Here is a 23,281-nt window from a genome sequence, read left to right as displayed (position 1 = left end):
CCCCCAGACCCCTGCTTCGGCCCGAAGGGCCTCGTCCTCAAACGCCGGACGGGCTGAAATTCAGCCCCTCCGGCGTTTGAGGAGCGGGGTCTGGGGCGGAGCCCCAGAAGGACGGGACGGGTAGGGGCGGCGGGGGCGAGAAACACCTCACCTCACGTACTCATGTCCCGCCGCCGCAGCCCGGCCAGCCCCGCCCCGACAAGGCCGGCCGCGAGCAGCAGCAGGATCAGCACCGGCCCCCACTCCATCTCTCCCCCCGGCAGCTTCGGCAGATGACCGAACGGGGACACGTCCAGCACCGCCTGCGGAACGTCCAGCGCGGGCCCCACCCAGCCGATCAGCAGTACCGCCCCGGCCACGCCCCACGCCGCCACCGCCGCCCGGGGAGCCAGCCCGTGCAGCAGCACCGCCAGCCCGCCGATCACCCAGACCGCGGCCACCTGCACCAGGCACGCCCCCAGGATCGGCCCGGCCTCCTTGCCGTAGCCCACGGTGAAGCCCAGCCCGGCGAGCAGCATGATCAGTACAGATCCGCCGAAGGCGATCAGCAGGTGTCCGCTCGCCCACCGCAGCCGTCCCACCGCGTTCGCCAGCACGGGTTCGGCGCGCCCCGAGGTCTCCTCGCCGTGCAGTCGTAGCACGGAGGCCACGACGTACAGCGCGGCGATCAGGCCGAGCATGCCGATCACCGCCGACAGGAAGGCGTCCGTGATCCCCGACTGGCCGCCCATCCGTTCGATGATCCGGCGGGCGTTGTCGTTGTCGCCGACGAGGTCGGCCGCGCCGTCGGTCATGCCGCCGTAGACGACCCCGGCGAGGAAGAAGCCGATGCTCCAGCCGAGCAGGCTGCCGCGTTGCAGCCGCCAGGCCAGTGCCGCGGCCGAGCCGAGGCGGCCGGACGCCGGTCCCGGGCGGGTCGGCAGGAAGCTCATGCCGACGTCCCGGCGGCCGGCGAGGGCGTAGGCGACGGCCGCCTGCGTCGCCACCGCCGCGGCGAACAGGAGCAGCACCCACCAGCGTTCGGCCGCGAAGGGCCGTACGTTCTCCAGCCAGCCGATCGGCGACAGCCAGGTCAGGACCGACGAACCGTCGTCCGTCGCCGAGTCGCCGGCCGCGCGCAGCACGAAGGCCGCGCCGAGCACCCCCGCCGTCAGGCCGCGGGCCAGACGTGCGCTCTCCGTGAGCTGGGCGACGATCGCGGCCATCGTGGCGAAGACCATGCCGACGCCGGCGATCCCGAGCCCGAGGGCGAGCGCGCCCGCCCCGCCCTGTCCGGCCAGGCCGGCGGTCAGGAGCAGGGCCAGTACGGCGTTCGCGACCGCAGCGGTCAGCAGTGCCGCCGTCAGCGACGCCCTGCGGCCCACCATCCCCGACGCCACCAGTTCCTGCCGCCCGCTCTCCTCCTCGTCCCGGGTGTGCCGGACGACGATGATCAGGCTCATCACGGCGGCCAGCGCGCCCGCGTACACGCCGACCCGCCAGGCCGTCAGCGCGCCGAGCGAGTCGTCGAATACCGGGCCGACCATCGCGCGCAGGGAGGGGTTGGTCTCCATCTGCCGTACCAGGTCGGCGCGTTCGGCGGAGGTGCCGTACAGGCCCTTCAGGGTGTTCGGCATGGAGAGGACCATCAGCGCGTTCACCCCGATCCAGACCGGGATCATCGCGCGGTCGCGACGCAGCGCGAAGCGCACCAGGGTGCCGGTGCCCGCGAGTTGGCGGGGACCGGTGGGCCGTAGCGTCGAAACGGCGGTCATCGGGCCGCCGCCTTGGCCGGTGCGTCCTCCTGGTAGTGCCGCAGGAACAGCTCCTCCAGCGTGGGCGGCGTCGACGTCAGCGACCGCACGCCGGTCTCGCTCAACTGCCGTAGGACGGCGTCGAGTTCGCTGGTGTCCACCTGGAGCCGTACCCGGTGTCCCTGCACGTCGAGGTCGTGGACGCCCGGCAACTCGGTCAACCCGTTGGGCGCTCCCACGAGTTCGGCGGTCACGCTGGTTCGCGTCAGGTGGCGCAGGTCGGTGAGCGAGCCGGTCTCGACGGTCCGCCCCTTGCGGATGATGCTGACGCGGTCGCAGAGCTCCTCGACCTCGCTCAGGATGTGCGAGGACAGCAGGACGGTCCGTCCTCGGTCCCGCTCCTCCTCCACGCACCGCCGGAAGACCGCCTCCATCAGCGGGTCCAGGCCAGAGGTCGGCTCGTCCAGGATCAGCAGGTCGACGTCCGAGGCGAACGCGGCGACCAGGGCGACCTTCTGCCGGTTGCCCTTCGAGTACGTCCGTCCCTTCTTCGTCGGGTCGAGCTCGAAGCGTTCGATCAGTTCGGCGCGGCGGCCGGTGTCGAGGCCCCCGCGCAGGCGGCCGAAGAGGTCGATGACCTCGCCGCCCGACAGGTTCCGCCACAGGGTCACGTCGCCGGGGACGTACGCGATCCTGCGGTGCACCTCGACCGCGTCCGCCCAGGGATCGCGGCCGAGGACCCGCGCGGCGCCCGAGTCGGCGCGCAGCAGGCCGAGGAGGACGCGGATGGTGGTGGACTTGCCGGAGCCGTTCGGGCCGAGGAAGCCGTGCACCTCGCCCGTCTCCACCTCCAGGTCGAGACCGTCGAGCGCGTGGGTGCGGCCGAAGGACTTGTGCAGTCCGGACACGGTGATGGCCTTCGTCATGTTCCAGAACGTACGCTTCTTTCAGAAATTTGTGAAGTTAAGGAAGCGTATGAAGCCTGGTTAGGATGGGCCGCATGACGGAATCAGCCGGGGCCGGGCGGGACGCGGAGGCCGTGTCGAAGTTCGTGGAGGCATTCGCGGCCCAGCTCGTCGAGGGCGGTATGCAACGGATGGCCGCCCGGGTGTTCGCCGCCCTGCTCGCGTCCGACTCCGGCGCCATGACCTCCGCCGAACTCGGCGAACAGCTCCAGGTCAGCCCGGCCGCCGTCTCCGGGGCGGTGCGATATCTCGCGCAGGTGCACATGGTCTCGCGGGAGCGCGAACCCGGCTCGCGGCGCGAGCGGTACCGGGTGCACAGCGACCAGTGGTACGAGGCGCTGACCAACCGGGACGCCATCCTCAAACGCTGGGAGCAGACCCTGCGCGAGGGCGTCGACAGCCTCGGCGCCGCGAGCCCCGGCGGACAGCGGATCGCCGAGACGCTCGCCTTCTTCGAGTACCTGGAGGGCGAGTTGATCAAGCTGATGGAACGGTGGCGGGAGCACCGGGAGAAGACCTTCGGCCGGGGCTGACGCTCGGTCTGAAAGGCGCGCCTTCGTCACGCAATCGGTGTCACTCAGCCCTTGCCGTGCTGTGATCCGCTGATCGAGGATGACGGGATGTCAACTGAGACCGTGCCACCCCCGCGCGTCGCGCGCGCCGCAGAGAAGGCCGGTCTCGGAGATTTCGAGAACCGGCATGACCGCCGTACGCCGACATGGCGGCTGGCCGCCGAGGCGGCTCTGATGCTGCCGGTGGTGATCCTGCTCTTCGCGGCGAAGTCCGGGCGGCCGGACGGCGCGTGGGGCTGGCTGACGCTGCTGGTGGGGGTCGTGGAGATGGGCGTCGTGGTCTGGCGGTTCTCGCCGCTGTTCACCCGCGATGCGGTACCGGAGCGCGCACCGGCCCGGGACTTCGGCGGATTCGCGGTGTACACGGCCCTGCTCGGCGGCTACCTGGCCTGGCAGTGGCACCTCGGCTGGCCGGACAACTCGTTCGGCGACCGGCTGACCGTGGTCGCCGTGACCGCCGCCGTGCCGGTCCTCGTGATCGGCTTCGACATTCTCTTCCTGGCGTACGCGCCCTGGTACACGTTCAGCGAGGGCCTGGTGCTGGGCAATTCGTGGGGCGGCCGACGGCGGCTGATTCGCTACGCCGACGTCACCGTCCTCCGCTACGCGGAGTGGTCGACGAGCTGGAAGGTTCCCACCCTCGCCCCCGGCGAGGGCTATTACCGCCGCCACGCCGAGCACCACTGGCACCGCCTTCGCGTACGGGGCGGGCGGAACCTGCGCTTCAGGTCGAGCGGTCTCGACTACGGGTACGACGACCTCAGCGGCGCGATCTGCGCCGGCGTCGCCGCGGAGCAGGTCGACGGTGTCCGGGCGACGATCGGGGCCGGCGGGGAGGCCGCGTTCGGTCCGATCACGGTGGACCGGGACACCATAAGAGCGGGCTCGGTCTCCGTGCCCTGGGAGAAGGTCAAGACCGTCTGGTTCAGCGACCGCAAACTGCTGATCGAGACGACCGACGGCTCGCCGGGCCTGACCTTCCGCGCCGGCCGGGTCCCGAACGGCGTGACCCTCCTGTGGCTCAACCTGGGGCTGCAACGGGAGCGCCACGACCGGGACCGCATCAGGAAGGAAAACGAGGAGCGCGAGGCACGTGGGAAGCGGGGCCGCCGCAAGGGGCGCAAGCGCAAGTGAAGCCGCACAGACCAAGGGCCCTGGAAGAGACCGACCTCTCCACCAGGGCCCAACAGCCGTACGCTAACGCTCCTTCGTCTCCTCCAGCACCGTCCGCCCGATCAGCGCGTACCGGGACGGGTCGCGCCGCTTGAGGTACTGCGCGTACCCGATGCCCGATGCCGCGATCAGCACGACGATCCACGGCGTCGCCTTCAGCACCAGCGAACCGGACTCCGTACCGGCCGCCACGCCCATGTTGGACACCAGCAGGACGACCACCGCGAGCATGGCCACCCCGCCCACCAGCGGGGCGACGAACGTCTTGAACCAGTGCCTGCTCTCGGGGTGGTGCGTGCGGAAGTAGGCCAGCACCGCGAAGGAGCACACGGCCTGCACGACGAGGATCGCCATGGTGCCGAGGATGGCGAGCAGGACGTACAGACCGGCGTACGGGTCCTTGCCCGCGATCCAGAACGCGGCGATCAGCACGGCGCTGACGAGGGTCTGGACGAGGCCCGCGATGTGCGGGGAGCCGTGCCGGGCGTGGGTGCGGCCGATGGTCTTCTTCAGCGACGGCAGGACGCCCTCGCGGCCCAGCGCGTACATGTAGCGGGCGGCGCAGTTGTGGAAGGCCATGCCGCAGGCCAGTGAGCCGGTGATCATCAGCCACTGCATGACGACGACCGCCCAGTGGCCGACGTACTGCTCGGTGGGGTTGAAGAACAGCGCGAGGGGGTTCGCGGAGGAGGCGGCCGTCACGGCCTCCTTCTCGCCGTTTCCGATGATGGCCATCCAGGAGACGAAGACGTAGAAGACGCCGACGCCGAGGACCGAGATCATCGTCGCCTTGGGGATGATCTTCTTCGGGTCGCGGGACTCCTCGCCGTACATCGCGGTCGACTCGAAGCCGACCCACGACCAGAAGGCGAAGAAGAGACCGAGACCGGCGGACGTGCCCTGGAAGGCGTTGACCGGGTTGACCGGGCCGAAGGTGAAGCCGTTCGGGCCGCCGCCGTGCAGGGCGACCGAGATCGCCATCGCCGCGAGGATCGTCACCTCGGTGGCCAGCAGGACGACGAGCACCTTCTCCGCGACCGAGACGCCGAACCAGGTGCCCATCGCGTTGACGGCGAGCATCAGGATCGCGAACGCCCACCACGGGATGTTCAGACCCGTCTGGTCCTCGAGGGTGGTGGTCGCGAACACCGAGAAGATGCCGATGAGGGCCGGCTCGAAGACGACGTACGCGAAGGTCGCCAGGAGCCCGGAGGCGAGACCCACCGTGCGGCCGAGGCCGTACGAGATGAAGCCGTAGAAGGCGCCGGTGGAGGTGATGTGCTTCGCCATCGACGTGAAGCCGACGGAAAAGATTGCCAGGACGACCATTGCGACGAGGTAGCTCGCCGGGGCGCCGATGCCGTTGCCCGACGACACCATGAAGGGCACGTTGCCGGTCATCGCGGTGATCGGCGCGGCGGTCGCCACGGCCATGAAGACCACGCCGAGCAGGCCGATGGCGTTGGGCTTGAGCCGGTGGACGGTCTCCTCCCCGCCCGTCTTCGCCTCGGGGGCGACGCCCTCTTGTACTGCCATCGGGTGGCCCCTCTTCTGTCGTCCGGCTTGGGTACTGGTCCGGAATCCTGAAGTGCGAATGAGTCACGTAAGGGGCTGCGAGCGTTAAATGCATGTCAACTAGACCTTTAAAAACCGGGCGTGGCGAACGCCTTGGTTAACTCTCGGGCAGCTCGTGGACTGTGCCGGACCGAGCCTCGTAGCGTCCTTCGCATGAGCACCTACACGTCCACCCTCGGCGGCGAACGCCACCGCTTCGACTCCCTCGCGCGCCTGCTCGCCGCCGCGAGCCCCGAGCGCTCCGGCGACCGGCTGGCCGGACTCGCCGCGTCGTCCGCCCGGGAGCGGGTCGCGGCCCGCTGGGCGCTGGCCGAGGTGCCGCTCGCGGCCTTCCTCACCGAGCCGGTGGTGCCGTACGAGACCGACGACGTGACCCGGCTGATCCTCGACACGCACGACCCGGTGGTCTTCGCGCCGGTGGCCGGGATGACGGTCGGGGAGCTGCGGGAGTGGCTGCTGTCCGAGGCGGCCGACGCCGGGGCGCTGGCGGCGGTGTCGCCCGGGCTCACCCCGGAGATGGTCGCGGCCGTGTCCAAGCTGATGGGGAACGCGGACCTGGTGGCCGTGGCGCGCAAGGTGCGGGTGGTGACCGCGTTCCGCTCGACGATCGGCCTGCCGGGCCGGCTGGCGACCCGTCTCCAGCCCAACCACCCGACCGACGACCCGGCCGGCGTGGCCGCGGCCCTGCTCGACGGTCTGCTGCTCGGCTCCGGCGACGCGGTGATCGGCATCAACCCGGCCACGGACAGCCCGAGGGCCGTACGGGACCTGCTGGAGCTGCTGGACGGGGTCATCACGCGGTACGCGATCCCCACCCAGTCGTGCGTGCTGTGCCATGTGACGACCAGCGTGGACCTGATGGAACGCGGGGCGCCCGTCGACCTCGTCTTCCAGTCCATCGCGGGCACGCAGGCGGCGAACGCGTCCTTCGGCGTCACGCTCGGGCTGCTCGACGAGGCGTACGAGGCGGCGCGCGGGCTGGACCGGGGGACCGTCGGCAAGAACGTCATGTACTTCGAGACCGGCCAGGGCAGCGCCCTGTCGGCGGACGCGCACCACGGGGTCGACCAGCAGACGGTCGAGGCACGGGCGTACGCGGTCGCGCGGCGCTACGACCCCCTGCTGGTCAACACCGTCGTCGGCTTCATCGGCCCGGAATACCTCTACGACGGACGGCAGATCCTGCGCGCCGCCCTGGAGGACCACTTCTGCGGCAAGCTGCTCGGCCTGCCGATGGGCCTGGACATCTGCTACACGAACCACGCGGACGCCGATGACGACGACGTGGCGACGATGCTGACGATGCTCGGTGTCGCGGGCGCCTCGTTCGTGATCTGCACGCCGGGCGGCGACGACATCATGCTCAACTACCAGTCCGCCTCGTACCACGACGCGTTGTACCTGCGGGAGGTGCTCGGGCTGCGCCCGGCGCCGGAGTTCGAGGCATGGCTCGCGTCGATCGGGCTGCTGGACGAACGCGGAGCGATCCGCGAGGTCCCGGCACATCCGCTGACGGCCATCGGACGGGAGCTGGCGGCATGAGCGAACTGGTCACGCACACCGAGGACTCGGCGCTGTGGTCGACGCTACGGCGTCACACCCAGGCCCGTATCGGCCTCGGCCGGGCCGGCTCCGGCCTCCCGACCCGGCACCGGCTGGAGCTCCAGGCCGCTCACGCGGCGGCGCGGGACGCGGTGCACTCGCCGTTCGCCCCGGACACGGTCGCCGCAGCGCTGACCGGGACGCCGACGGTACGGGTCCGCAGCGCCGCCCCCGACCGGCTCACCTACCTCCAGCGACCCGACCTGGGCCGCCGTCTGGACGCCACCGACCGCGCGCATCTGCCGTCGGGGGAGTGGGACCTGGTGTTCGTGGTCGCCGACGGGCTGTCCAGCCGGGCGGTGCACGAGCACGCGGCGGCGATGGTGCGGGCGACGACGGCGCGCCTGGCGGACGACTGGCGGGTGGCCCCCGTCGTCCTGGCCGAGCAGGCCCGCGTGGCCCTCGGCGACGATGTCGCGCATGCGATGGGCGCGGCGATGGTGGTCGTCCTGGTCGGGGAGCGGCCCGGCATGTCGGCGGCGGACTCCCTGGGCGCGTACCTCACGTACGGCCCGAGGCCCGGCGTGACGACCGACGCCGACCGCAACTGCCTGTCCAACATCCGGCCCCCGCTGGGGCTGGCGTACGAGACGGCGGCGGCGAAGCTGGCGGCGCTGATGGGAAGGGCGCGGGAGCTGGGGCTGACGGGGGTGGGGCTGAAGGACGAGTCGGGCGCGTTGCCGGCGGCGGCCCCGGCTCAGTCCAGGTAGGGCTTGAGCTGGTCGGTGTCGAGCGTGATGCCGACGGGCTCGGGGAGGGTGACCTTGTCGCCGATCTTCACCGTGTGGATGTCCCGGTATCCGTCCTCCGGGTCGGGCTTGCTGTGCACGACGACGGAGGCGTGCTCGCGGTCGATCAGCAGGTGGACGGGGACTCCGGCTGCGGCGTAGCCACGGGGCTTCTCCACGCGGTCCCGGTCGTGCGTGTCCGCGTCGTACGAGGTGATCTCTACCGTCATCAGGACGCCGTCGGGGTCGGCCCAGTCGCCCTGGCCGGTGAAATGCCCGACTGGAGCGAGTACGCCGTCGGGAAGGGCACGGCCGTTACGGTAGGCCTCCACCTTCAGGCCCTGAGCCGTGTAGAGGGTGAGTTCCGGCCTCGCTTGCCTGCACTGGAAGACCAGCCACATCGCGATCTCGCCGTGATTGCCGTTCGTCGCTTTCCTGAGCCCGATCCGTCCGTCGATGAACTCCAACCTGACGGTCTCGTCCTCACGTTCGGCGAATTCGGCGATCCGCTCGAACACGTCCACCGACATCTGAGACGACGTGCGCTCTGCCATAACCGTCATGGTGCCTCCCTTCGTAGGCGGACACCAGCGTTACCGGCGATCGGCGCGGACGGGCGCGTTCCGGGTTGTGATCACCCGAGTGAGTGATCACCAGCCGCCGCCACCGGCAGCGTCAGCCCCCAGGCCCCCTCCCACACCGTCCACGTCCGCCTCCGCACCGGCCCCGACACCACCGCGTCCGCCCGGTACCGGAAGTCCGGCCCCGAGACGGTGATCCGCCGGCCCGTCGCCAGCAGCGGTGTCGCCTCCGCGCCCACCGACAGCGGCCGGGCCTCGACCTCGGCCAGGCCCGAGTCGCCCGGGGTGACCGACAGGGCCTCCAGGGGCTGGTCCAGGTCCACCAGGGTGATTCCGTCGACCTCCACGCGGAGGCGGGAGTGGCCCGGGGCGGAGGTCTGGGAGAGGGAGCGGGCGGGGCGGGCCGTCACCAGGGTCCGTACGAGGGACTGGCAGGTCCGTATCCAGGGGCGCGCGGAGTCGAGGTCGGCGCCGTGCCGGCCGGCCTCCTCGGCGTCCTCCGCCGCTCCCGGCAGGGGCGGAATCCGCAACGCCCCCAGCACCACCCCGTCGCTCTCGTCGACCAGCAGGTCCATGCGCCGCTCGGCGCCGTCCAGGACGGCCCGGGCAGCGGCCACCGCGCCCGCGGGGATGCCCAGGGAGTGGGCCAGGCCCTGGGCGCCCCCCACCGGCACCACCGACAGCCCACATCCGGCCAGCTCCCGCCACCGGTGCAGCAGGGACACCGTCCGCACCAGAGCCCGGTCGTCGCCGATCACGACGGGCCTGCGGGAACCTTTTCGCTGGAGTGCCCGGGCGAATTCCTCGGGCCCCTCCGGGAGGCACACTTTCGTGGTCGCACCCGCGCTGAGCACGTCTTTCGCGATCCGTACGGCCTCGCCGTCCGTACGGCGGGCGACCGGGTCTATGACCACCAGCAGCTGGTCGTGAGTCGCCACCTCGGTCATGCCTCGCTTCCTCGGGTAGCATCTTTGTGCAAGAGCCCCTTGCGCTATTGCGCCAGGGGCTTCGTCTATTCCGGGGCATCCGGTCCGACGGGTTGCGGCCAACGAAGGTCGCCGGTGTACGAAACAGGCTGTGCGAGGCACAGTCAATGGCGCGTACGCCTCTGACCTTGGACATGCCCCGCCCGGAAGGGGTGTACGCGCGTGCCCGCACTTGTGCTGCTCGGTGCTCAGTGGGGTGACGAAGGCAAGGGAAAGGCAACCGACCTGCTCGGTGGCTCGGTGGACTATGTGGTGCGCTACCAGGGCGGCAACAACGCCGGCCACACGGTAGTCGTGGGCGATCAGAAGTACGCCCTCCACCTCCTCCCTTCCGGAATCCTCTCGCCGGGGTGCACCCCGGTCATCGGCAACGGAGTCGTCGTCGACCCGTCGGTCCTGTTCTCCGAGCTGAACGGACTGAACGAGCGTGGCGTCGACACGTCCAAGCTCCTGATCAGTGGTAACGCCCACATCATCACGCCGTACAACGTCACTGTCGACAAGGTGACGGAACGCTTCCTCGGGAAGCGGAAGATCGGTACCACCGGGCGCGGCATCGGCCCGACGTACGCGGACAAGATCAACCGTGTCGGCATCCGCGTCCAGGACCTGTACGACGAGTCGATCCTCACGCAGAAGGTCGAGGCGGCCCTCGACGTCAAGAACCAGATCCTCACCAAGCTCTACAACCGGCGGGCGATCGCCGTCGACCAGGTGGTCGAGGAGCTGCTGACCTACGCCGACCGGCTCGCGCCGTACGTCGCCGACACGGTCCTGGTCCTCAACCAGGCCCTGGAGAACGACAAGGTGGTCCTCTTCGAGGGCGGCCAGGGCACCCTCCTGGACATCGACCACGGCACGTACCCCTTCGTCACCTCCTCGAACCCGACCGCGGGCGGCGCCTGCACGGGCGCCGGGGTCGGCCCGACGAAGATCAGCCGGGTCATCGGCATCCTGAAGGCGTACACGACCCGCGTCGGCGCGGGCCCGTTCCCCACGGAGCTCTTCGACGAGGACGGCGAGGCGCTGCGCCGCATCGGCGGCGAGAAGGGTGTCACGACCGGCCGTGACCGTCGCTGCGGCTGGTTCGACGCGGTGATCGCGCGGTACGCGACCCGGGTGAACGGCCTGACCGACTTCTTCCTCACCAAGCTGGACGTCCTCACCGGCTGGGAGCAGATCCCGGTCTGCGTGGCGTACGAGATCGACGGCAAGCGCGTCGAGGAACTCCCGTACTCCCAGTCCGACTTCCACCACGCGAAGCCGGTCTACGAGATGCTGCCGGGCTGGTCCGAGGACATCTCCAAGGCGAAGTCCTTCTCCGACCTGCCGAAGAACGCCCAGGACTACGTCAAGGCGCTGGAGGAGATGTCGGGCGCGCCGATCTCCGCGATCGGCGTCGGCCCGGGCCGGACCGAGACGATCGAGATCAACTCGTTCATCTAGGCACGGCAGTTCGGCAGGGGTCTTGTTCAGCAGGGGTCCTGTGCGGCAGAGATGTCTGTTCTTCCGCGTGTGCCCCCGTCCGGTCCCGGACGGGGGCACACGCGCGTGCACACCCGAGTCCACCTGAGGGGCGGGCGGTTTGTGTACGAACCAACCGGATTTGTCGGGCATAGCCTGAATCGTGTCTGCGTGATTCCCCACAGGAGAGGTGAGCGCGATGCGCGTACTGCTCAAGGCGTCCATGGACACAGAGAAGGCGAACGAGGCCATCCGGAACGGCACCCTGGGGAAACTGATCCAGGAATCGATGGAACAGATCAAGCCCGAAGCGGCGTACTTCACCACCGAGAACGGGCAGCGCACCGCTTACCTGGTCTTCGACATGCAGGACAGCTCGCAGATGCCGGTGCTCAGCGAGCCGTTCTTCCTCAACCTGGGCGCCAAGATCACCTACACGCCCGTCATGAACAGCGAGGACGTGCAGAAGGGCCTCTCCCAGCTGGGTCGCTGACCCTCAGCTGAAGATGATCATCGATCCCTGGGCCAGACTCCGCGTCGCCGCGGCGTGCAGGCCGAGCCACACATGACGTTCGCGGGCGAAGGGGCTGGGGTCGTAGGGAACCGGTGCGGCCGGCTCCTCCAGCTCCGTGGGACCGGGCGGTGCCTCCGGGGGCGCCGGAGGGTTGGCCGGGTCGATGCCGAGGGACGGGGCGACGAACTCCAGCTCCCGCAGCAGCGTCTGCGACGAGCCGAGGGGGCCGCCGCCCGCGAGGAGTTCGTCGTTGGACAGCGGGTGCGGGAAGTCCACGGGGACGTACGCGCCCGCGTGGTCGTAGTGCCACACGAGGTGGGACTGCTGGGCCGTCGCCTCGAACATCTCCAGCAACTGTTCGTAGTCGCCGCCCAGTTCGTCCACCGGCGTCACCGGCAGCCCGCAGACCTGGAGCAGGTAGGCGCGGCGCAGGAAGTGCAGCGCGTCGTAGTCGAAGCCGGCCACCGGCGCGACCTCGCCGGACAGCCCCGGCATGTACTGGTACACCGGAACCGGCGGGAGCCCGGCCTCGGCGAGCACCTTGTTGTATTGCGCGAGTTCCTCGGCGAACGGATTGTCCGGGGTGTGGCACAACACGTCTACGAGCGGCACCAGCCACAGGTCACAGGCCAAAAGTCAGCTCCTCGGTCACTCGCAGCGCTGCGGTCGTCACAGTGGTCGTCACACGGTGGTCAAGGCAGGGTAGTCGGTGCGGCCCCGGGTCGGCTGCCCCTGTGCACGTCACATACCCGGCCCGGCCCGGCTCACCCCGTGGCGAGGCGCTCGATCAGGGCCAGGGAGTCCGCGTTGTACGCGGCGACGATCGAGCGGGCGGCCTTGGTGTCGTGCTGGGCCAGGGCGTCCACCAGTTCGGTGTGGCCGTGCCACAGGCGGCCGCGCAGGTCGGTCAGGCGGCGCAGGTGCTGCACCAGGCACACCCAGGACTGCACGCGCAGCCGGTGCAGGAAGTCGGCGAGGTAGCGGTTGCCGAACATGCTGCTCAGTTCGCGCCAGTAGCGCAGGTCGTAGCCGATCAGGACGGTGAGGTCCCCGGCGGCCGCGGCGCGCTGCGCCTCGTCGGCGCGGCGGCGTATCCCCGCCACGGCGGCGGCCGTACGGGGGTCGTCGAGGTCGCGGTAGCCGAGGTGGCCGTTGTCGAGCGCCTGGAACATTCCGTCGGTGACCAGGGCGCGGGCCTCGAGGATGCCCCGGAAGTCCTCGACCGAGTACTCGTGCACCCTGAAGCCCCGGTGCTGGTCGGCCTCCAGGAGGCCCTGCGCGGACAGGTCCACCAGCGCCTCGCGCACGGGTGTCGCGGAGACGCCGTACTGCTCGGCGATCTCCTTCACCGTGAACTCCTGCCCCGGCTGCAGCCGCCCCGCCAGCACCTCGTCTCGAAGCGCGTCGGCGATCTGCTGCCGCAGGGTGCTGCGGGTCACGGCGCCGCTGCCGCTACGGCCGGGCATGGTCGGGGCGTCTCCCTCGTCGCGAATCGGTGGCGTACACGTACATGTCTACGAGCACGCCACCTTACGCGTTCGATTCGGCGCGACATCGGGCCAGGTGACTACTCCGTGTATTCGTCCGCCACGGTCAGTGCCGCGTCCAGCGCCGCCAGCCCTTCCTTCAGCTCCGCCTCACTCGCGTTGCACGGCGGCACCACATGCGTCCGGTTCATGTTGATGAACGGCCACACCCCGCCGGCCTTCACCGCGGCGCCGAACGCGGCCATCGGCGCGTTCGCCTCACCGGCCGCGTTGTACGGCACCAGCGGCTCGCGCGTCTCCTGGTTCTTCACCAGCTCGATCGCCCAGAACATGCCCACACCGCGCACCTCGCCCACCGACGGGTGCCGCCCGGCCAGCTCCCGCAGCGCCGGAGCGACGACGTCCGTCCCGAGCCGGGCCGCGTTCTCGACGACGCCCTCCTCGGCCATCACGTTGATCGTCGCGACGGCCGCCGCACACGCCAGCGGATGCCCCGAGTACGTCAGTCCGCCCGGGTAGGGCCGCTTGGCGAAGGTCTCCGCGATCGCCCCGGAGATCGCGACACCGCCGAGCGGCACGTACCCGGAGTTCACGCCCTTGGCGAAGGTCATCAGGTCCGGCACGACGTCGAACAGGTCCGCCGCGAACCACTCGCCGGTCCGCCCGAAACCGGCCATGACCTCGTCCAGGATGAAGACGATGCCGTACTTGTCGCAGATCTCACGGACGCCGGCGAGGTAGCCCGGCGGCGGGATCATGATCCCGGCCGTTCCCGGAATGGTCTCCAGGAGGATCGCGGCGACCGTCCCCGGCCCCTCGAAGGCGATCGTGGTCTCCAGGTGCTCCAGGGCCCGCGCGCACTCCTGCTCCTCGCTCTGGGCGTAGAAGCGGGAGCGGTACAGGAAGGGCGCCCAGAAGTGCACGACACCGGCCGCGGCACCGTCGGAGGCCCAGCGGCGCGGGTCACCGGTGAGGTTGATCGCCTGCTGGGTGCCGCCGTGGTAGGAGCGGTACGCCGACAGCACCTTCGGCCGGCCCGTGTGCAGCCGCGCCATGCGCACGGCGTGCTCCACGGCGTCGGCACCGGCGTTGGTGAAGAAGATCTTGTCCAGGTCACCGGGCGTCCGCTCGGCGATCAGCCGCGCCGCCTCCGACCGGGCCTCCAGCGCGAAGGCGGGCGCGAAGGTGGTCAGGGTCGCGGCCTGTTCCTGGATCGCGGCGACGACCTTGGGGTGCTGGTAGCCGATGTTGGTGTAGACGAGCCCGCTGGTGAAGTCGAGGTACCGGTTGCCGTCGTAGTCCCAGAAGTACGACCCCTCCGCGCCGGCCACGGCGAGCGGGTCGATGAGCTCCTGCGCGGACCAGGAGTGGAACACGTGCGCACGGTCCGCGGCCTTCACGGCGGCGCCGACCTCGGGGTTTGGCTGAGGGGTCATGGACCCGAGAGTAAATGTCCGCGATGCGGAAGCGGTATCGGCGTCCTGTCTGTGGACGGGGGCTTTCCGCGACAGGTTGTCGAAGAGGGCGGGGTGGCGGCGTGCCGAGGAGGCCTGCTTGACAGCCTCCTGTCGAAATGACAGGATGTTGTCATCAAGAACATCGGTGAACGGCCCGAGGAGGCAGCCATGACCCGCAAGCCCGTGCATCTCGGCGTGTACGACACCCTCGCCGACTGGGAGACGGGGCACGCGACGGCGTATCTCGCCCGCGCCGGATACGAGATCCGCACGGTCGGCCCGGCCCGTGAGCCCGTGACCTCCCTCGGCGGCCTCACCATCCGGCCCGACCTGGCCCTGGACGACCTGCGCCCCGAGGACAGCTCCCTGCTGATCCTCCCCGGCGCCGACCTCTGGGACCTGTCCGACGACCTCGCCCCCTTCGCCCGCAAGGCCCGCGCCTTCCTGGACGCCGGCGTTCCCGTCGCCGCGATCTGCGGGGCCACCGCCGGGCTCGCCCGCGAGGGCCTGCTCGACGACCGCGACCACACCAGCGCGGTCTCCTTCTACCTGGCCGCGACCGGATACGGCGGCGCCGAGCGGTACGTCGACGCGGACGCCGTCACCGACCGCGGCCTGATCACCGCCGGACCCACCGAACCCGTCGCCTTCGCCCGGGAGGTCTTCGGGCTCCTCGGGGTGTACGAGGGCGAGGTGCTGGACGCCTGGTACCGCCTGTTCCACGACTCCGACGCCGAGGCGTACGCCGTACTGGAGAAGGCGCAGGCGCAGCAGTGAGCCGGGAGCGGCAGGACCTGTTCAGCCGCACCGCACTCGGCGTCTTCCGCCTCAACGGGCAGTTCCTCGCCGTGGCCGAGGAGCTGGCGAAGCCCGCCGCGCTCACCGCCGCCTGGTGGCAGGTGCTCGGCGCGGTGCTCGGCGAACCGCTGCCGGTCTCCGGCATCGCCCGCGCGATGGGCATCACCCGGCAGAGCGTGCAGCGCATCGCCGATCTGCTGGTGCAGAAGGGGCTGGCCGAATACCGGCCCAACCCCGCACACCGGCGCGCCAAGCTGCTGGCGCCCACGCGGGAGGGGCGGGCGGCCGTCTCCCGCATCGACCCCGGCCACGCGGCGTTCGCCGACCGGCTGGCGCAGGCGTACGGCGGCGACGCCGAACTCGCCGAGGCCGTACGGGTGCTGGAACGGCTGTCCAAGGTGCTCGAACAGGTGGGCCCGCCTGTTACGGAACCGTAGACAACGCCCAGCTCACCGCCGGGTGGAGCCGCACTATCCTCGGGCTGTTGCTCACGTGCGGGGCGGGGGAAGGCGGCGCGACGATGGAGAAACTGGGGCCTGGGGATCCGCACCGGATCGGCGCGTACCGGCTGTTGGCGCGGCTCGGCGCCGGCGGGATGGGCCAGGTGTATCTGGCCAGGTCGGACCGGGGGCGCACGGTCGCCGTCAAGCTCGTGCGGGAGGAGCTGGCCGCGCAGGACGAGTTCCGGGCGCGGTTCCGGCAGGAGGTGCGGGCCGCACGGCAGGTCGGCGGGTACTGGACGGCGCCGGTGCTGGACGCGGACACCGAGGCGGTCGTGCCGTGGGTCGCCACCAAATACGTCGCCGGCCCCAGCCTCCAGCAGGTCGTCGGCCACGACCACGGGGCACTGCCCGAACGCTCCGTGCGCATCCTCGCGGCCGGACTGGCGAACGCGTTGCAGGACATCCACGCCGGCGGGATCATCCACCGCGACCTCAAGCCGTCCAACGTGCTGGTGACGATCGACGGTCCACGGGTCATCGACTTCGGCATCGCGCGCGCCCTGGAGACGGTGACGGACGGGGGGCTGACCAGGACCGGCGCGCTCGTCGGCTCGCCGGGCTTCATGGCGCCCGAGCAGGTCCGGGGCGACCGGATCACCCCCGCGTGCGACGTCTTCTGCCTCGGCTCGGTGCTGGCGTACGCGGCGACCGGCAAGCTGCCCTTCGGCACCGCCAACAGCGGAGTGCACGCCCTGATGTTCCGTATAGCCCAGGAGGAGCCGGACCTGGAGGGCGTCCCCGAGGGCATCGCCGAACTGGTCCGTGCCTGCCTGAAGAAGGAACCGGGGGCGCGCCCGACGCTGGACCGCATCCTGGAGCGCACGGGCGCGGAGGACACGGTGGCCGGGGGGCGGTCACGGGATCCGTGGCTGCCGGGCGCGCTGGTGGCGCAACTGGGGCGGCACGCCGTGGAGTTGCTGGACGCGGAGGATCCCGAGGGGGCGGGAGGTGACGGCACGGAGGCCGGCGCGACCCGGGTCTCCGAGGCGTCTCCCGAGCACGCCGCCGTCGCCGACGCCGCGCCTCCTGGTCCGCCCGTGCCGGGGCAGCCGGGCAGTGGCGCGCGGCTGGACCACCTGCCCACCGTCGTCGCGGGCCAGGGCGGCCGGACGCCGTCACCGGCAGCCACGGGCAGCCCGGCCGCTCCCGCCCCGGCCCACCCCGTGTACGGCTACCCGCAACCACACCCGCAGCCCTCGGCGTACGGCTTCCCGCAACAGCCGGGCAGTCCGCCGCCGCCGTACAACCCGTACGGCAGCCTCGGCGGGACCCCGCCCTACGGCCCGCCTCCTGCCGCACCCACTCCGCCCTACGGCCCGGTGACCCAGGACCCCGGGAAGAACCGTCGCTCCACCGCGCTGCTCGTCCTCGTCGCCCTGGTCGTCGCGCTCGGTGCCGGCGGCACGGTCTACGCCCTGATGAGCGGCGACGGCGACAAGGAGGCGGGCGGCGGGGGGAGCCCCACCCCCACCGCGACCGCTCCCACGACCCCGGGCCAGAGCACGCCCGACGACCCGTCACCCACGGAGCCGGCGACCTCCGCCCCGCCGTCGGGCGGCGCGATCCCGGCCGGCTACCTCGGCACCTGGACCACGACGATCGACAACGCCGACGGACTGCACACCCGTCAACTGACCATCCAGCAGGGTGAGACGGGCGACGCGGTCCTGTCCCTGGTCGCCGACGGCCCCACCGCGAACGGCACCTACCACTGCGTCTTCCAGGCAGACCTGCTCGAAGCGCCGAGGGGTGACGGTCCCTTGAGTGTCGGCCCGTCCTCGGTCACCAGCGGCGAGCCCCGCTCCTCCTGCACGCCGGGAGCGCCGACCGAGATCACCCTGCTCCCGGACGGAACACTGGAGCGCACGAACACCGGCACGGACGAGAAGCTGACATACACCCGGCAGTGACCCCCCAGCCCGTCCGGCGTTTGAGGACGAGGCCCTTCGGGCCGATGGGGGTCCGGGGGGCGCAGCCCCCGGGGACGGGACGGGAAGGGGCGGCGGGGGCGAAAACAGCCCGGCGCCCACCACCCCGCACCCTCACGGTCACCGCGGCTCCGGCGGCCGCTGGCGGGGCATGTTCGGCCGGGCCCCCGCTCCCGGCGGCAGAAACCGCCCCGGAAAGGCCCCGGCGTCCGCCCGCTGCCCCACGGCCACCGCCGACTGGATCCCCAGCGGCGACGCGCCGGTGTGGAACTCGACCATCCAGTCCGCCGTCTCCGTACGCACCAGCTCCGCCACGTCCTCGGAGAACCTTCGCAGCACCCCCAGACACCGCTCGGCCGCCTCGCTCGCCGTCCCGTCCGCCGGCCCCAACACCTCCCGCACGCACTCCGAGGCCCAGTCGAACTGGAGCACCTGAAGCCGCCGCTGCACGGCCTGGGCCGTGGCCACGTCCCTTATCCAGCCGGACGTCACACCGAAGAACCGGTCCCCGGCGACGCACGCGACCGCCAGCAGCAGCGAGAGATACCCCCAGGGCGCGACGCCGGCCACCACCCCCGTCATGTCCAGCAGTGGCAGCGCGGCCCCCGCCACCGCCCCGGCCGCCGCCCCCGCCCGCAGCCCCTGCGCCCCCCGCCGCTTCCACACCCGGTCCGCGAGATACCAGGCCGCCGTCTCCAGCGCCCCGCGCTCCACCCACCGGTACAGCTCGTCCAGGCGTACGGCGGGCTCGCCCCAGTCCCCGAGCGGAAACACCCGCCCCGTCAGATCGCCCGGCCGCAGCCCGGCCGCCCCCTCGCCCCGCCCGTCCTGAGGTGGACCCTCGGGCTGCATCTCCGGCTGACCCACCCGGCACTCCCTACCTGATCCCGACCGATCACGTTGCGTGACGCCTGTTGCTGCTGCGTCGGCCCCCTTCCTACCGCCCAATGGGTGGCTAAGGCGTAGCTTTGGTCTCTTTTCCGCCCGGAAGAGTCTCTTGATCAGGTATAGGATTCGCGGCCCACTCACTCGAAAGAGTGCTGGGGCGATGCCTGCGCGGAGCACGTAGGCTCGTGCTGACGGGAACTCCGTACGGACCAAGGAGCTGATCGTGATCCCCGGTGGTGGGCAGCCCAACATGCAGCAGTTGCTGCAGCAGGCCCAGAAGATGCAGCAGGACCTGGCGAACGCACAGGAGGAACTGGCCAGGACCGAGGTCGACGGTCAGGCGGGCGGAGGCCTGGTGCGGGCCACCGTCACCGGCGCCGGCGAACTCCGCGCGCTGAAGATCGACCCGAAGGCGGTGGATCCGGACGACACCGAGACCCTCGCCGACCTGATCGTGGCGGCCGTACAGGCGGCCAACGAGAACGCGCAGACGCTCCAGCAGCAGAAGCTCGGTCCGCTGGCCCAGGGCCTCGGCGGCGGCAGCGGCATCCCGGGCCTGCCGTTCTAGTCTCCTCACCTCGCACCAACCCAGTGCCCGGCCCGCCTTACTAAGAGGGGCACCGGGCAACTACCGTACGTACAGAAGGAACCCAGGAAGGACGGGCAGTCCGTTGTACGAAGGCGTGGTCCAGGACCTCATCGACGAACTGGGGCGGTTGCCCGGCGTCGGTCCCAAGAGCGCGCAGCGGATCGCCTTCCACATCCTCCAGGCGGAACCGACCGACGTACGGCGTCTCGCGCAGTGTCTGATGGAGGTCAAGGCGAAGGTCCGCTTCTGCGCGACCTGCGGCAACGTCGCGCAGGAGGAGCTGTGCAACATCTGCCGCGACCCCCGCCGCGACCTGTCCGTCATCTGCGTGGTCGAGGAACCGAAGGACGTCGTGGCGATCGAGCGCACGCGCGAGTTCCGCGGCAAGTACCACGTGCTCGGCGGGGCGATCAGCCCGATCGAGGGTGTCGGCCCCGACGACCTGCGGATAAGGGAACTGCTCGCGAGGCTGGCCGACGGGACCGTCACGGAGCTCATCCTCGCCACGGACCCGAATCTCGAGGGCGAGGCGACGGCCACGTATCTCGCCCGCATGATCAAGCCCATGGGCCTCAAGGTCACCCGCCTGGCCAGCGGCCTCCCGGTGGGCGGCGACCTGGAATACGCGGACGAGGTGACCCTCGGCCGCGCCTTCGAGGGGAGACGACTCCTAGATGTCTGACGCCACGCTGCACGAACGCAGCCAGAATCCCGATGACTTCGCGGTCCAGATCGCGGACCAGATCGAGAGCTTTTTGGTGGCCGTCACCGAGGTGGCCAGGGGCGACGAGCCGGACTCGGCGGTCCCCTTCCTCCTCCTGGAGGTCTCCCAGCTCCTGCTGGCCGGCGGCCGCCTCGGCGCGCACGAGGACATCGTCCCCGACGAGCGCTACGAGCCCGACCTGGGCCCCGAGGGCGACGTGGACGACCTCCGCGAGAACCTGGCCCGGCTCCTCGACCCGATCGACATCTACTCCGAGGTCTTCGACCCCTACGAGCCCCGCAAGGCGCCCGTGCCGGCCCGTATCTCCGACGACCTCGCCGACGTCATCACCGATCTCCGCCACGGCATGGCCCACTACCGCGCCGGCCGCACCTCTGAGGCCTTGTGGTGGTGGCAGTTCTCCTACTTCTCCAACTGGGGCTCCACAGCGTCGGCGAGCCTGCGCGCACTCCAGTCGGTGGTCGCCCACGTCCGCCTGAACCAGCCCCTGGAGGAGCTCGACGGACTCGACACGGACCAGGAAATCGGCGACGAGACCCTGGAGTTCGAGGCGGGCCGGGTGATGGCGGAGGAGATCGGGGGCCCGCTGGGCCTGCACCAGGCCGAAGCCAAATAGCCCGGGACAACTCCGGCTCACCGGCCGGAAGCGCCCGTCCAACGCCCTGCGCCGCGGCCGCCACGAGCGTCATGATGGCCCCATGACGGGGCAGGCGAAGGCGTTGATGTGGACGGGGATCGGCCTCTGTGCCGCGGGAGCGGCGGGGCTGGTCGTCGGCGGTGTGCTGGATGTCGACGCGGCGGATCCGTGGGCGAGCGTGGCCGGGGGAGCGGCGGGGCTGGTGGGTCTGGCCCTCACCATCTACGCCCTCTTCACGGGCGGTGGCGGCACTCGTCGGCCACCGCCGGCGGTGCGCGGTCCGTCGCCGCGGGCGGGAGCATCAACGTGGCGGTGACGGGCGACGGTACCGCGGTGCCGGCGCCACCCGCGGAGCCCCCTGCCCCGGCTCCTCCCGCTCCCCGAGCCGGGAGCGTGACCGCCTCCAGCGATCGGTCGATCGCCGCGGGAGGTGACATCGGCTCCGCGTCGACCGGCGACGGGCGATGAGTTCGCCGTCGGAGGCGTCCGGGGACCGGTCGATCGCCCCCCCAGGGACATCCACCAGGTCCTGACCGGCGCCAACTCCCTCGCGATGCACGTCGACCAGAGCACCCACGTCGGCCGCCGGGTCGCCTTCCCGCCCGATCCCCTGGGCACGGCCCCCGCAACATCCCCGCCCGCCAGGGCTTCGTAGGCCGTCGCCCACGAACTCGCTCGTCTCGACCAGGGGTTGAGTGCCGCGCGCGGTGTGGTGGTCCGTCCAGGCGCTGCGCGGGCTCGGCGGCATCGGGAAGTCCGCGCCGGCCGCGCACCGGGCGGATCGGCGGGCCGGGCAGGACCTGGGCTCGCCGCCCTGGCCATCGCGCTGCCGGGCGGCGGGGGCACCGCACGGCAGGCGATCCCGGCCCATCGGGCCGCGCCGCAGGCCCGCCGGCGGGCGCTGGGCCAGGACCACCCGGTGACGCTGGGCGCGTGCAACGACCTCGCCGACGCCTGCCGGGCCCTGGGCGACCTGGAGCAGGCGTTCCCGCTGTGCGAGCAGATCCAGCACGCTGCCGCGAGACCCTGGGCGAGGACCACCCGGAAACCCTCCGCGCCTGGCACCACCTGGCCTCCTGCTGTCGCGCCGACCAACAGGCGCGGCACTCCGTGGAGTTGGTGGACGCAGAACGTCCTGGCCGGCGTGTCCTGGGCCACGACCACCCCGACACGCTCGTCTCCCGCAGCAACCTCGCCGCCGCCTACGAGTCGGCGGGGGAGCGACAGCGGAGGGTGCGGCGAAGCTCTTCGTCCCGGTGCTGGAGGACCGGACGCGGGTCCTGGGGCCGGATCACCCGGAACACGGTCCGGTCGCGGGCGATCCTGAGTCCGCTCAGGGGCGTCCCGCCGTGGGTCGCCCCGGGGGTAGCCCGCTCCACCACGCGTCCGGGAGAGCACTCCCTCGTGGCGGCGGCCGGAGAACGGAATCGTGGAGGGCGCAAGGTCAGCCGGCCCGCAACGGCCCTCACGCCCCAAGGGAAACGCCATGAAGTCGCTGCTCTCCTCCAAGCCCGCCCTGTGGTTCCTGTTCCTGTTCAACCTCACCGTCGCCGTGGCCGCGCCGTTCGTCGTGGACGGGTCGCAGGGTGTCATGACCGCCGTCGGGATGGGTGTGGTGTCCCTGGGCGCCGGTGTGAGCCTGCTGCGCGGACGGCAGGCAGCGGCCGCCTGAGCGGTCACCGGGCGCTCACGGAGCATGAATTGGGTGCTTCCTGGCTGTGCCCTGTATCTCGCCTGTACGGGGCCTAACCAGCGAAAAGAGAGTCTGGAGTCACTCCACACCGCACAGCACGCGGAGGGAGGAAGACCCGCCTCGATCGCAGGAGACAGCGATGACCCGTCGTTCCATATCCAAGCGCGCAGCCATCGTGACCGCCACCGCCGTCGTCGCCGTCGGCACGGTCGCCGCCGGTGTCAGCCTGGCCGGCCAGGCCTCCCCGAAGAACGCGAGCAAGAAGCAGATCGCCTCGCTCTTCGACACCTGGAACGCCGCCCTGCAGACCGGTGACTCGGAGAAGGTCGCCGACCTGTACGCCAGGGACGCGGTCCTCCTGCCCACCGTCTCCAACCAGGTCCGCACGGACCGCGCCGAGATCGTCGACTACTTCGACCACTTCCTGGACAACAAGCCGGTCGGCAAGAAGACCGAGACGATCGTCAACGTCCTCGACGCCGACTCCGCGATCGACACCGGCGTGTACGAGTTCACGCTGACCGACCCCGACACCGGCAAGAAGCGCGTGGTCGAGGCCCGCTACACGTACGTGTTCGAGAAGATCGACGGTGAGTGGCTGATCGTCAACCACCACTCCTCGGCGATGCCCGAGGGCTGATCCCGAGGGCTGATCCCGAGGGCTGGTCCCGAGGACGAGTCCCC

The 23,281-nt window shown here is 71.1% G+C and carries 24 protein-coding genes; 15 read left to right on the top strand and 9 right to left on the bottom strand.

Annotated features, from left to right (window positions below; all coding sequences use genetic code 11):
• Window positions 1–152 precede the first annotated feature (152 nt).
• On the bottom strand, window positions 153–1,754 hold the full coding sequence (locus ACZ5XS_RS11135; protein WP_468649965.1) for an ABC transporter permease: 1,602 nt from the start codon (window positions 1,752–1,754) through the stop codon (window positions 153–155).
• Window positions 1,751–2,659 (bottom strand): ABC transporter ATP-binding protein, encoded by a 909-nt coding sequence (locus ACZ5XS_RS11130; RefSeq protein ID WP_468649964.1) that lies wholly within the window; start codon window positions 2,657–2,659, stop codon window positions 1,751–1,753. The genes ACZ5XS_RS11135 and ACZ5XS_RS11130 overlap by 4 nt, the downstream gene beginning before the upstream one ends.
• A 74-nt stretch (window positions 2,660–2,733) precedes the next feature.
• Between ACZ5XS_RS11130 and ACZ5XS_RS11125 the strand changes: the two genes are divergently transcribed.
• Window positions 2,734–3,231 (top strand): GbsR/MarR family transcriptional regulator, encoded by a 498-nt coding sequence (locus tag ACZ5XS_RS11125; protein WP_468649963.1) that lies wholly within the window; start codon window positions 2,734–2,736, stop codon window positions 3,229–3,231.
• 87 nt (window positions 3,232–3,318) lie between these two features.
• Window positions 3,319–4,404 carry a hypothetical protein gene (locus ACZ5XS_RS11120; protein ID WP_468649962.1) on the top strand — a complete coding sequence of 362 codons (1,086 nt, stop codon included), beginning with the start codon at window positions 3,319–3,321 and terminating at the stop codon, window positions 4,402–4,404.
• 63 nt (window positions 4,405–4,467) lie between these two features.
• Here ACZ5XS_RS11120 and ACZ5XS_RS11115 read toward each other — a convergent pair whose 3' ends face one another.
• Window positions 4,468–5,979: an APC family permease gene (locus tag ACZ5XS_RS11115; RefSeq protein WP_468649961.1), complete on the bottom strand. Its 1,512-nt coding sequence runs from the start codon at window positions 5,977–5,979 to the stop codon at window positions 4,468–4,470.
• A gap of 192 nt (window positions 5,980–6,171) precedes the next feature.
• On the opposite strand from ACZ5XS_RS11115, the gene ACZ5XS_RS11110 reads away from it, so the two are divergent.
• A complete protein-coding gene (locus ACZ5XS_RS11110; RefSeq protein ID WP_468649960.1) occupies window positions 6,172–7,560 on the top strand; it encodes an ethanolamine ammonia-lyase subunit EutB in 1,389 nt (462 codons plus the stop codon).
• Window positions 7,557–8,330, top strand: coding sequence for an ethanolamine ammonia-lyase subunit EutC (eutC, locus tag ACZ5XS_RS11105; protein ID WP_468649958.1), 774 nt, complete (start codon window positions 7,557–7,559; stop codon window positions 8,328–8,330). The genes ACZ5XS_RS11110 and eutC overlap by 4 nt, the downstream gene beginning before the upstream one ends.
• On the opposite strand, the gene ACZ5XS_RS11100 is transcribed toward eutC, so the two are convergent.
• Complete coding sequence (locus ACZ5XS_RS11100) at window positions 8,318–8,911, bottom strand: Uma2 family endonuclease (protein ID WP_468649956.1); 594 nt, start codon at window positions 8,909–8,911, stop codon at window positions 8,318–8,320. The genes eutC and ACZ5XS_RS11100 overlap by 13 nt on opposite strands.
• Window positions 8,912–8,982: 71 nt before the next feature.
• Complete coding sequence (locus tag ACZ5XS_RS11095) at window positions 8,983–9,876, bottom strand: diacylglycerol kinase family protein (RefSeq protein WP_468649954.1); 894 nt, start codon at window positions 9,874–9,876, stop codon at window positions 8,983–8,985.
• Window positions 9,877–10,077: 201 nt separating this feature from the next.
• Between ACZ5XS_RS11095 and ACZ5XS_RS11090 the strand changes: the two genes are divergently transcribed.
• Together ACZ5XS_RS11090 and ACZ5XS_RS11085 are read left to right on the top strand one after the other, a co-directional pair.
• A complete protein-coding gene (locus tag ACZ5XS_RS11090) occupies window positions 10,078–11,361 on the top strand; it encodes an adenylosuccinate synthase (RefSeq protein WP_468649952.1) in 1,284 nt (427 codons plus the stop codon).
• Between the two features lie 217 nt (window positions 11,362–11,578).
• Window positions 11,579–11,872, top strand: coding sequence for a hypothetical protein (locus ACZ5XS_RS11085; protein ID WP_468649950.1), 294 nt, complete (start codon window positions 11,579–11,581; stop codon window positions 11,870–11,872).
• Window positions 11,873–11,875: 3 nt separating this feature from the next.
• On the opposite strand, the gene ACZ5XS_RS11080 is transcribed toward ACZ5XS_RS11085, so the two are convergent.
• The 3 genes from ACZ5XS_RS11080 to ACZ5XS_RS11070 all read right to left on the bottom strand — a co-directional run bounded on the left by ACZ5XS_RS11080 (window position 11,876) and on the right by ACZ5XS_RS11070 (window position 14,816).
• Window positions 11,876–12,526 (bottom strand): hypothetical protein, encoded by a 651-nt coding sequence (locus ACZ5XS_RS11080; RefSeq protein WP_217242805.1) that lies wholly within the window; start codon window positions 12,524–12,526, stop codon window positions 11,876–11,878.
• 131 nt (window positions 12,527–12,657) lie between these two features.
• Window positions 12,658–13,359 (bottom strand): GntR family transcriptional regulator, encoded by a 702-nt coding sequence (locus ACZ5XS_RS11075; RefSeq protein ID WP_468649948.1) that lies wholly within the window; start codon window positions 13,357–13,359, stop codon window positions 12,658–12,660.
• A gap of 101 nt (window positions 13,360–13,460) precedes the next feature.
• Window positions 13,461–14,816, bottom strand: a complete 1,356-nt coding sequence (locus tag ACZ5XS_RS11070) for an aminotransferase class III-fold pyridoxal phosphate-dependent enzyme (RefSeq protein ID WP_468649946.1) — start codon at window positions 14,814–14,816, stop codon at window positions 13,461–13,463.
• 189 nt (window positions 14,817–15,005) lie between these two features.
• Between ACZ5XS_RS11070 and ACZ5XS_RS11065 the strand changes: the two genes are divergently transcribed.
• From ACZ5XS_RS11065 to ACZ5XS_RS11055, 3 genes are all read left to right on the top strand, one after another.
• Entirely contained in the window at window positions 15,006–15,614 is a 609-nt protein-coding gene (locus ACZ5XS_RS11065) for a type 1 glutamine amidotransferase family protein (protein ID WP_468649944.1), read from the top strand.
• Window positions 15,611–16,072, top strand: coding sequence for a MarR family winged helix-turn-helix transcriptional regulator (locus tag ACZ5XS_RS11060; RefSeq protein WP_468649943.1), 462 nt, complete (start codon window positions 15,611–15,613; stop codon window positions 16,070–16,072). Before ACZ5XS_RS11065 ends, ACZ5XS_RS11060 begins: the two co-directional genes overlap by 4 nt.
• 83 nt (window positions 16,073–16,155) lie before the next feature.
• On the top strand, window positions 16,156–18,048 hold the full coding sequence (locus ACZ5XS_RS11055) for a serine/threonine-protein kinase (protein WP_468649941.1): 1,893 nt from the start codon (window positions 16,156–16,158) through the stop codon (window positions 18,046–18,048).
• A gap of 138 nt (window positions 18,049–18,186) precedes the next feature.
• Here the strand turns inward: ACZ5XS_RS11055 and ACZ5XS_RS11050 are convergent, their stop codons facing one another.
• On the bottom strand, window positions 18,187–18,933 hold the full coding sequence (locus ACZ5XS_RS11050) for an SLATT domain-containing protein (RefSeq protein WP_468649939.1): 747 nt from the start codon (window positions 18,931–18,933) through the stop codon (window positions 18,187–18,189).
• A 244-nt stretch (window positions 18,934–19,177) separates the two neighbouring features.
• Here ACZ5XS_RS11050 and ACZ5XS_RS11045 point away from each other — a divergent pair, with 244 nt between their 5' ends.
• From ACZ5XS_RS11045 to ACZ5XS_RS11020, 6 genes are all read left to right on the top strand, one after another.
• Window positions 19,178–19,522: a YbaB/EbfC family nucleoid-associated protein gene (locus ACZ5XS_RS11045; protein WP_217237067.1), complete on the top strand. Its 345-nt coding sequence runs from the start codon at window positions 19,178–19,180 to the stop codon at window positions 19,520–19,522.
• A 103-nt stretch (window positions 19,523–19,625) separates the two neighbouring features.
• Window positions 19,626–20,225, top strand: coding sequence for a recombination mediator RecR (recR, locus tag ACZ5XS_RS11040; RefSeq protein ID WP_007383602.1), 600 nt, complete (start codon window positions 19,626–19,628; stop codon window positions 20,223–20,225).
• Entirely contained in the window at window positions 20,218–20,883 is a 666-nt protein-coding gene (locus ACZ5XS_RS11035; protein WP_468649936.1) for a DUF5063 domain-containing protein, read from the top strand. Before recR ends, ACZ5XS_RS11035 begins: the two co-directional genes overlap by 8 nt.
• An 82-nt stretch (window positions 20,884–20,965) precedes the next feature.
• On the top strand, window positions 20,966–21,220 hold the full coding sequence (locus ACZ5XS_RS11030) for a hypothetical protein (protein WP_468649934.1): 255 nt from the start codon (window positions 20,966–20,968) through the stop codon (window positions 21,218–21,220).
• 1,170 nt (window positions 21,221–22,390) lie between these two features.
• A complete protein-coding gene (locus ACZ5XS_RS11025) occupies window positions 22,391–22,576 on the top strand; it encodes a hypothetical protein (RefSeq protein ID WP_468649933.1) in 186 nt (61 codons plus the stop codon).
• A 160-nt stretch (window positions 22,577–22,736) separates the two neighbouring features.
• Window positions 22,737–23,237 carry an SgcJ/EcaC family oxidoreductase gene (locus ACZ5XS_RS11020; protein ID WP_468649931.1) on the top strand — a complete coding sequence of 167 codons (501 nt, stop codon included), beginning with the start codon at window positions 22,737–22,739 and terminating at the stop codon, window positions 23,235–23,237.
• The last annotated feature ends 44 nt before the right edge of the window (window positions 23,238–23,281 follow it).

It is taken from the genome of Streptomyces sp. NPDC033131 (assembly GCF_055578365.1).
Note: the sequence above shows the minus strand (reverse complement) of the source record. Positions and strands in the feature narration are given on the sequence as shown.

Coding starts and splice junctions, on each gene's coding strand:
- ACZ5XS_RS11115 (WP_468649961.1), bottom strand. CDS start 5,979: ATGGCAGTACAAGAGGGCGTCGCCCCCGAGGCGAAGACGGGCGGGGAG.
- ACZ5XS_RS11085 (WP_468649950.1), top strand. CDS start 11,579: ATGCGCGTACTGCTCAAGGCGTCCATGGACACAGAGAAGGCGAACGAG.
- ACZ5XS_RS11100 (WP_468649956.1), bottom strand. CDS start 8,911: ATGACGGTTATGGCAGAGCGCACGTCGTCTCAGATGTCGGTGGACGTG.
- ACZ5XS_RS11030 (WP_468649934.1), top strand. CDS start 20,966: ATGACGGGGCAGGCGAAGGCGTTGATGTGGACGGGGATCGGCCTCTGT.
- ACZ5XS_RS11120 (WP_468649962.1), top strand. CDS start 3,319: ATGTCAACTGAGACCGTGCCACCCCCGCGCGTCGCGCGCGCCGCAGAG.
- ACZ5XS_RS11110 (WP_468649960.1), top strand. CDS start 6,172: ATGAGCACCTACACGTCCACCCTCGGCGGCGAACGCCACCGCTTCGAC.
- ACZ5XS_RS11135 (WP_468649965.1), bottom strand. CDS start 1,754: ATGACCGCCGTTTCGACGCTACGGCCCACCGGTCCCCGCCAACTCGCG.
- ACZ5XS_RS11125 (WP_468649963.1), top strand. CDS start 2,734: ATGACGGAATCAGCCGGGGCCGGGCGGGACGCGGAGGCCGTGTCGAAG.
- ACZ5XS_RS11065 (WP_468649944.1), top strand. CDS start 15,006: ATGACCCGCAAGCCCGTGCATCTCGGCGTGTACGACACCCTCGCCGAC.
- eutC (WP_468649958.1), top strand. CDS start 7,557: ATGAGCGAACTGGTCACGCACACCGAGGACTCGGCGCTGTGGTCGACG.
- ACZ5XS_RS11070 (WP_468649946.1), bottom strand. CDS start 14,816: ATGACCCCTCAGCCAAACCCCGAGGTCGGCGCCGCCGTGAAGGCCGCG.
- ACZ5XS_RS11025 (WP_468649933.1), top strand. CDS start 22,391: ATGAAGTCGCTGCTCTCCTCCAAGCCCGCCCTGTGGTTCCTGTTCCTG.
- ACZ5XS_RS11095 (WP_468649954.1), bottom strand. CDS start 9,876: ATGACCGAGGTGGCGACTCACGACCAGCTGCTGGTGGTCATAGACCCG.
- ACZ5XS_RS11055 (WP_468649941.1), top strand. CDS start 16,156: ATGGAGAAACTGGGGCCTGGGGATCCGCACCGGATCGGCGCGTACCGG.
- ACZ5XS_RS11020 (WP_468649931.1), top strand. CDS start 22,737: ATGACCCGTCGTTCCATATCCAAGCGCGCAGCCATCGTGACCGCCACC.
- ACZ5XS_RS11035 (WP_468649936.1), top strand. CDS start 20,218: ATGTCTGACGCCACGCTGCACGAACGCAGCCAGAATCCCGATGACTTC.
- ACZ5XS_RS11130 (WP_468649964.1), bottom strand. CDS start 2,659: ATGACGAAGGCCATCACCGTGTCCGGACTGCACAAGTCCTTCGGCCGC.
- ACZ5XS_RS11075 (WP_468649948.1), bottom strand. CDS start 13,359: ATGCCCGGCCGTAGCGGCAGCGGCGCCGTGACCCGCAGCACCCTGCGG.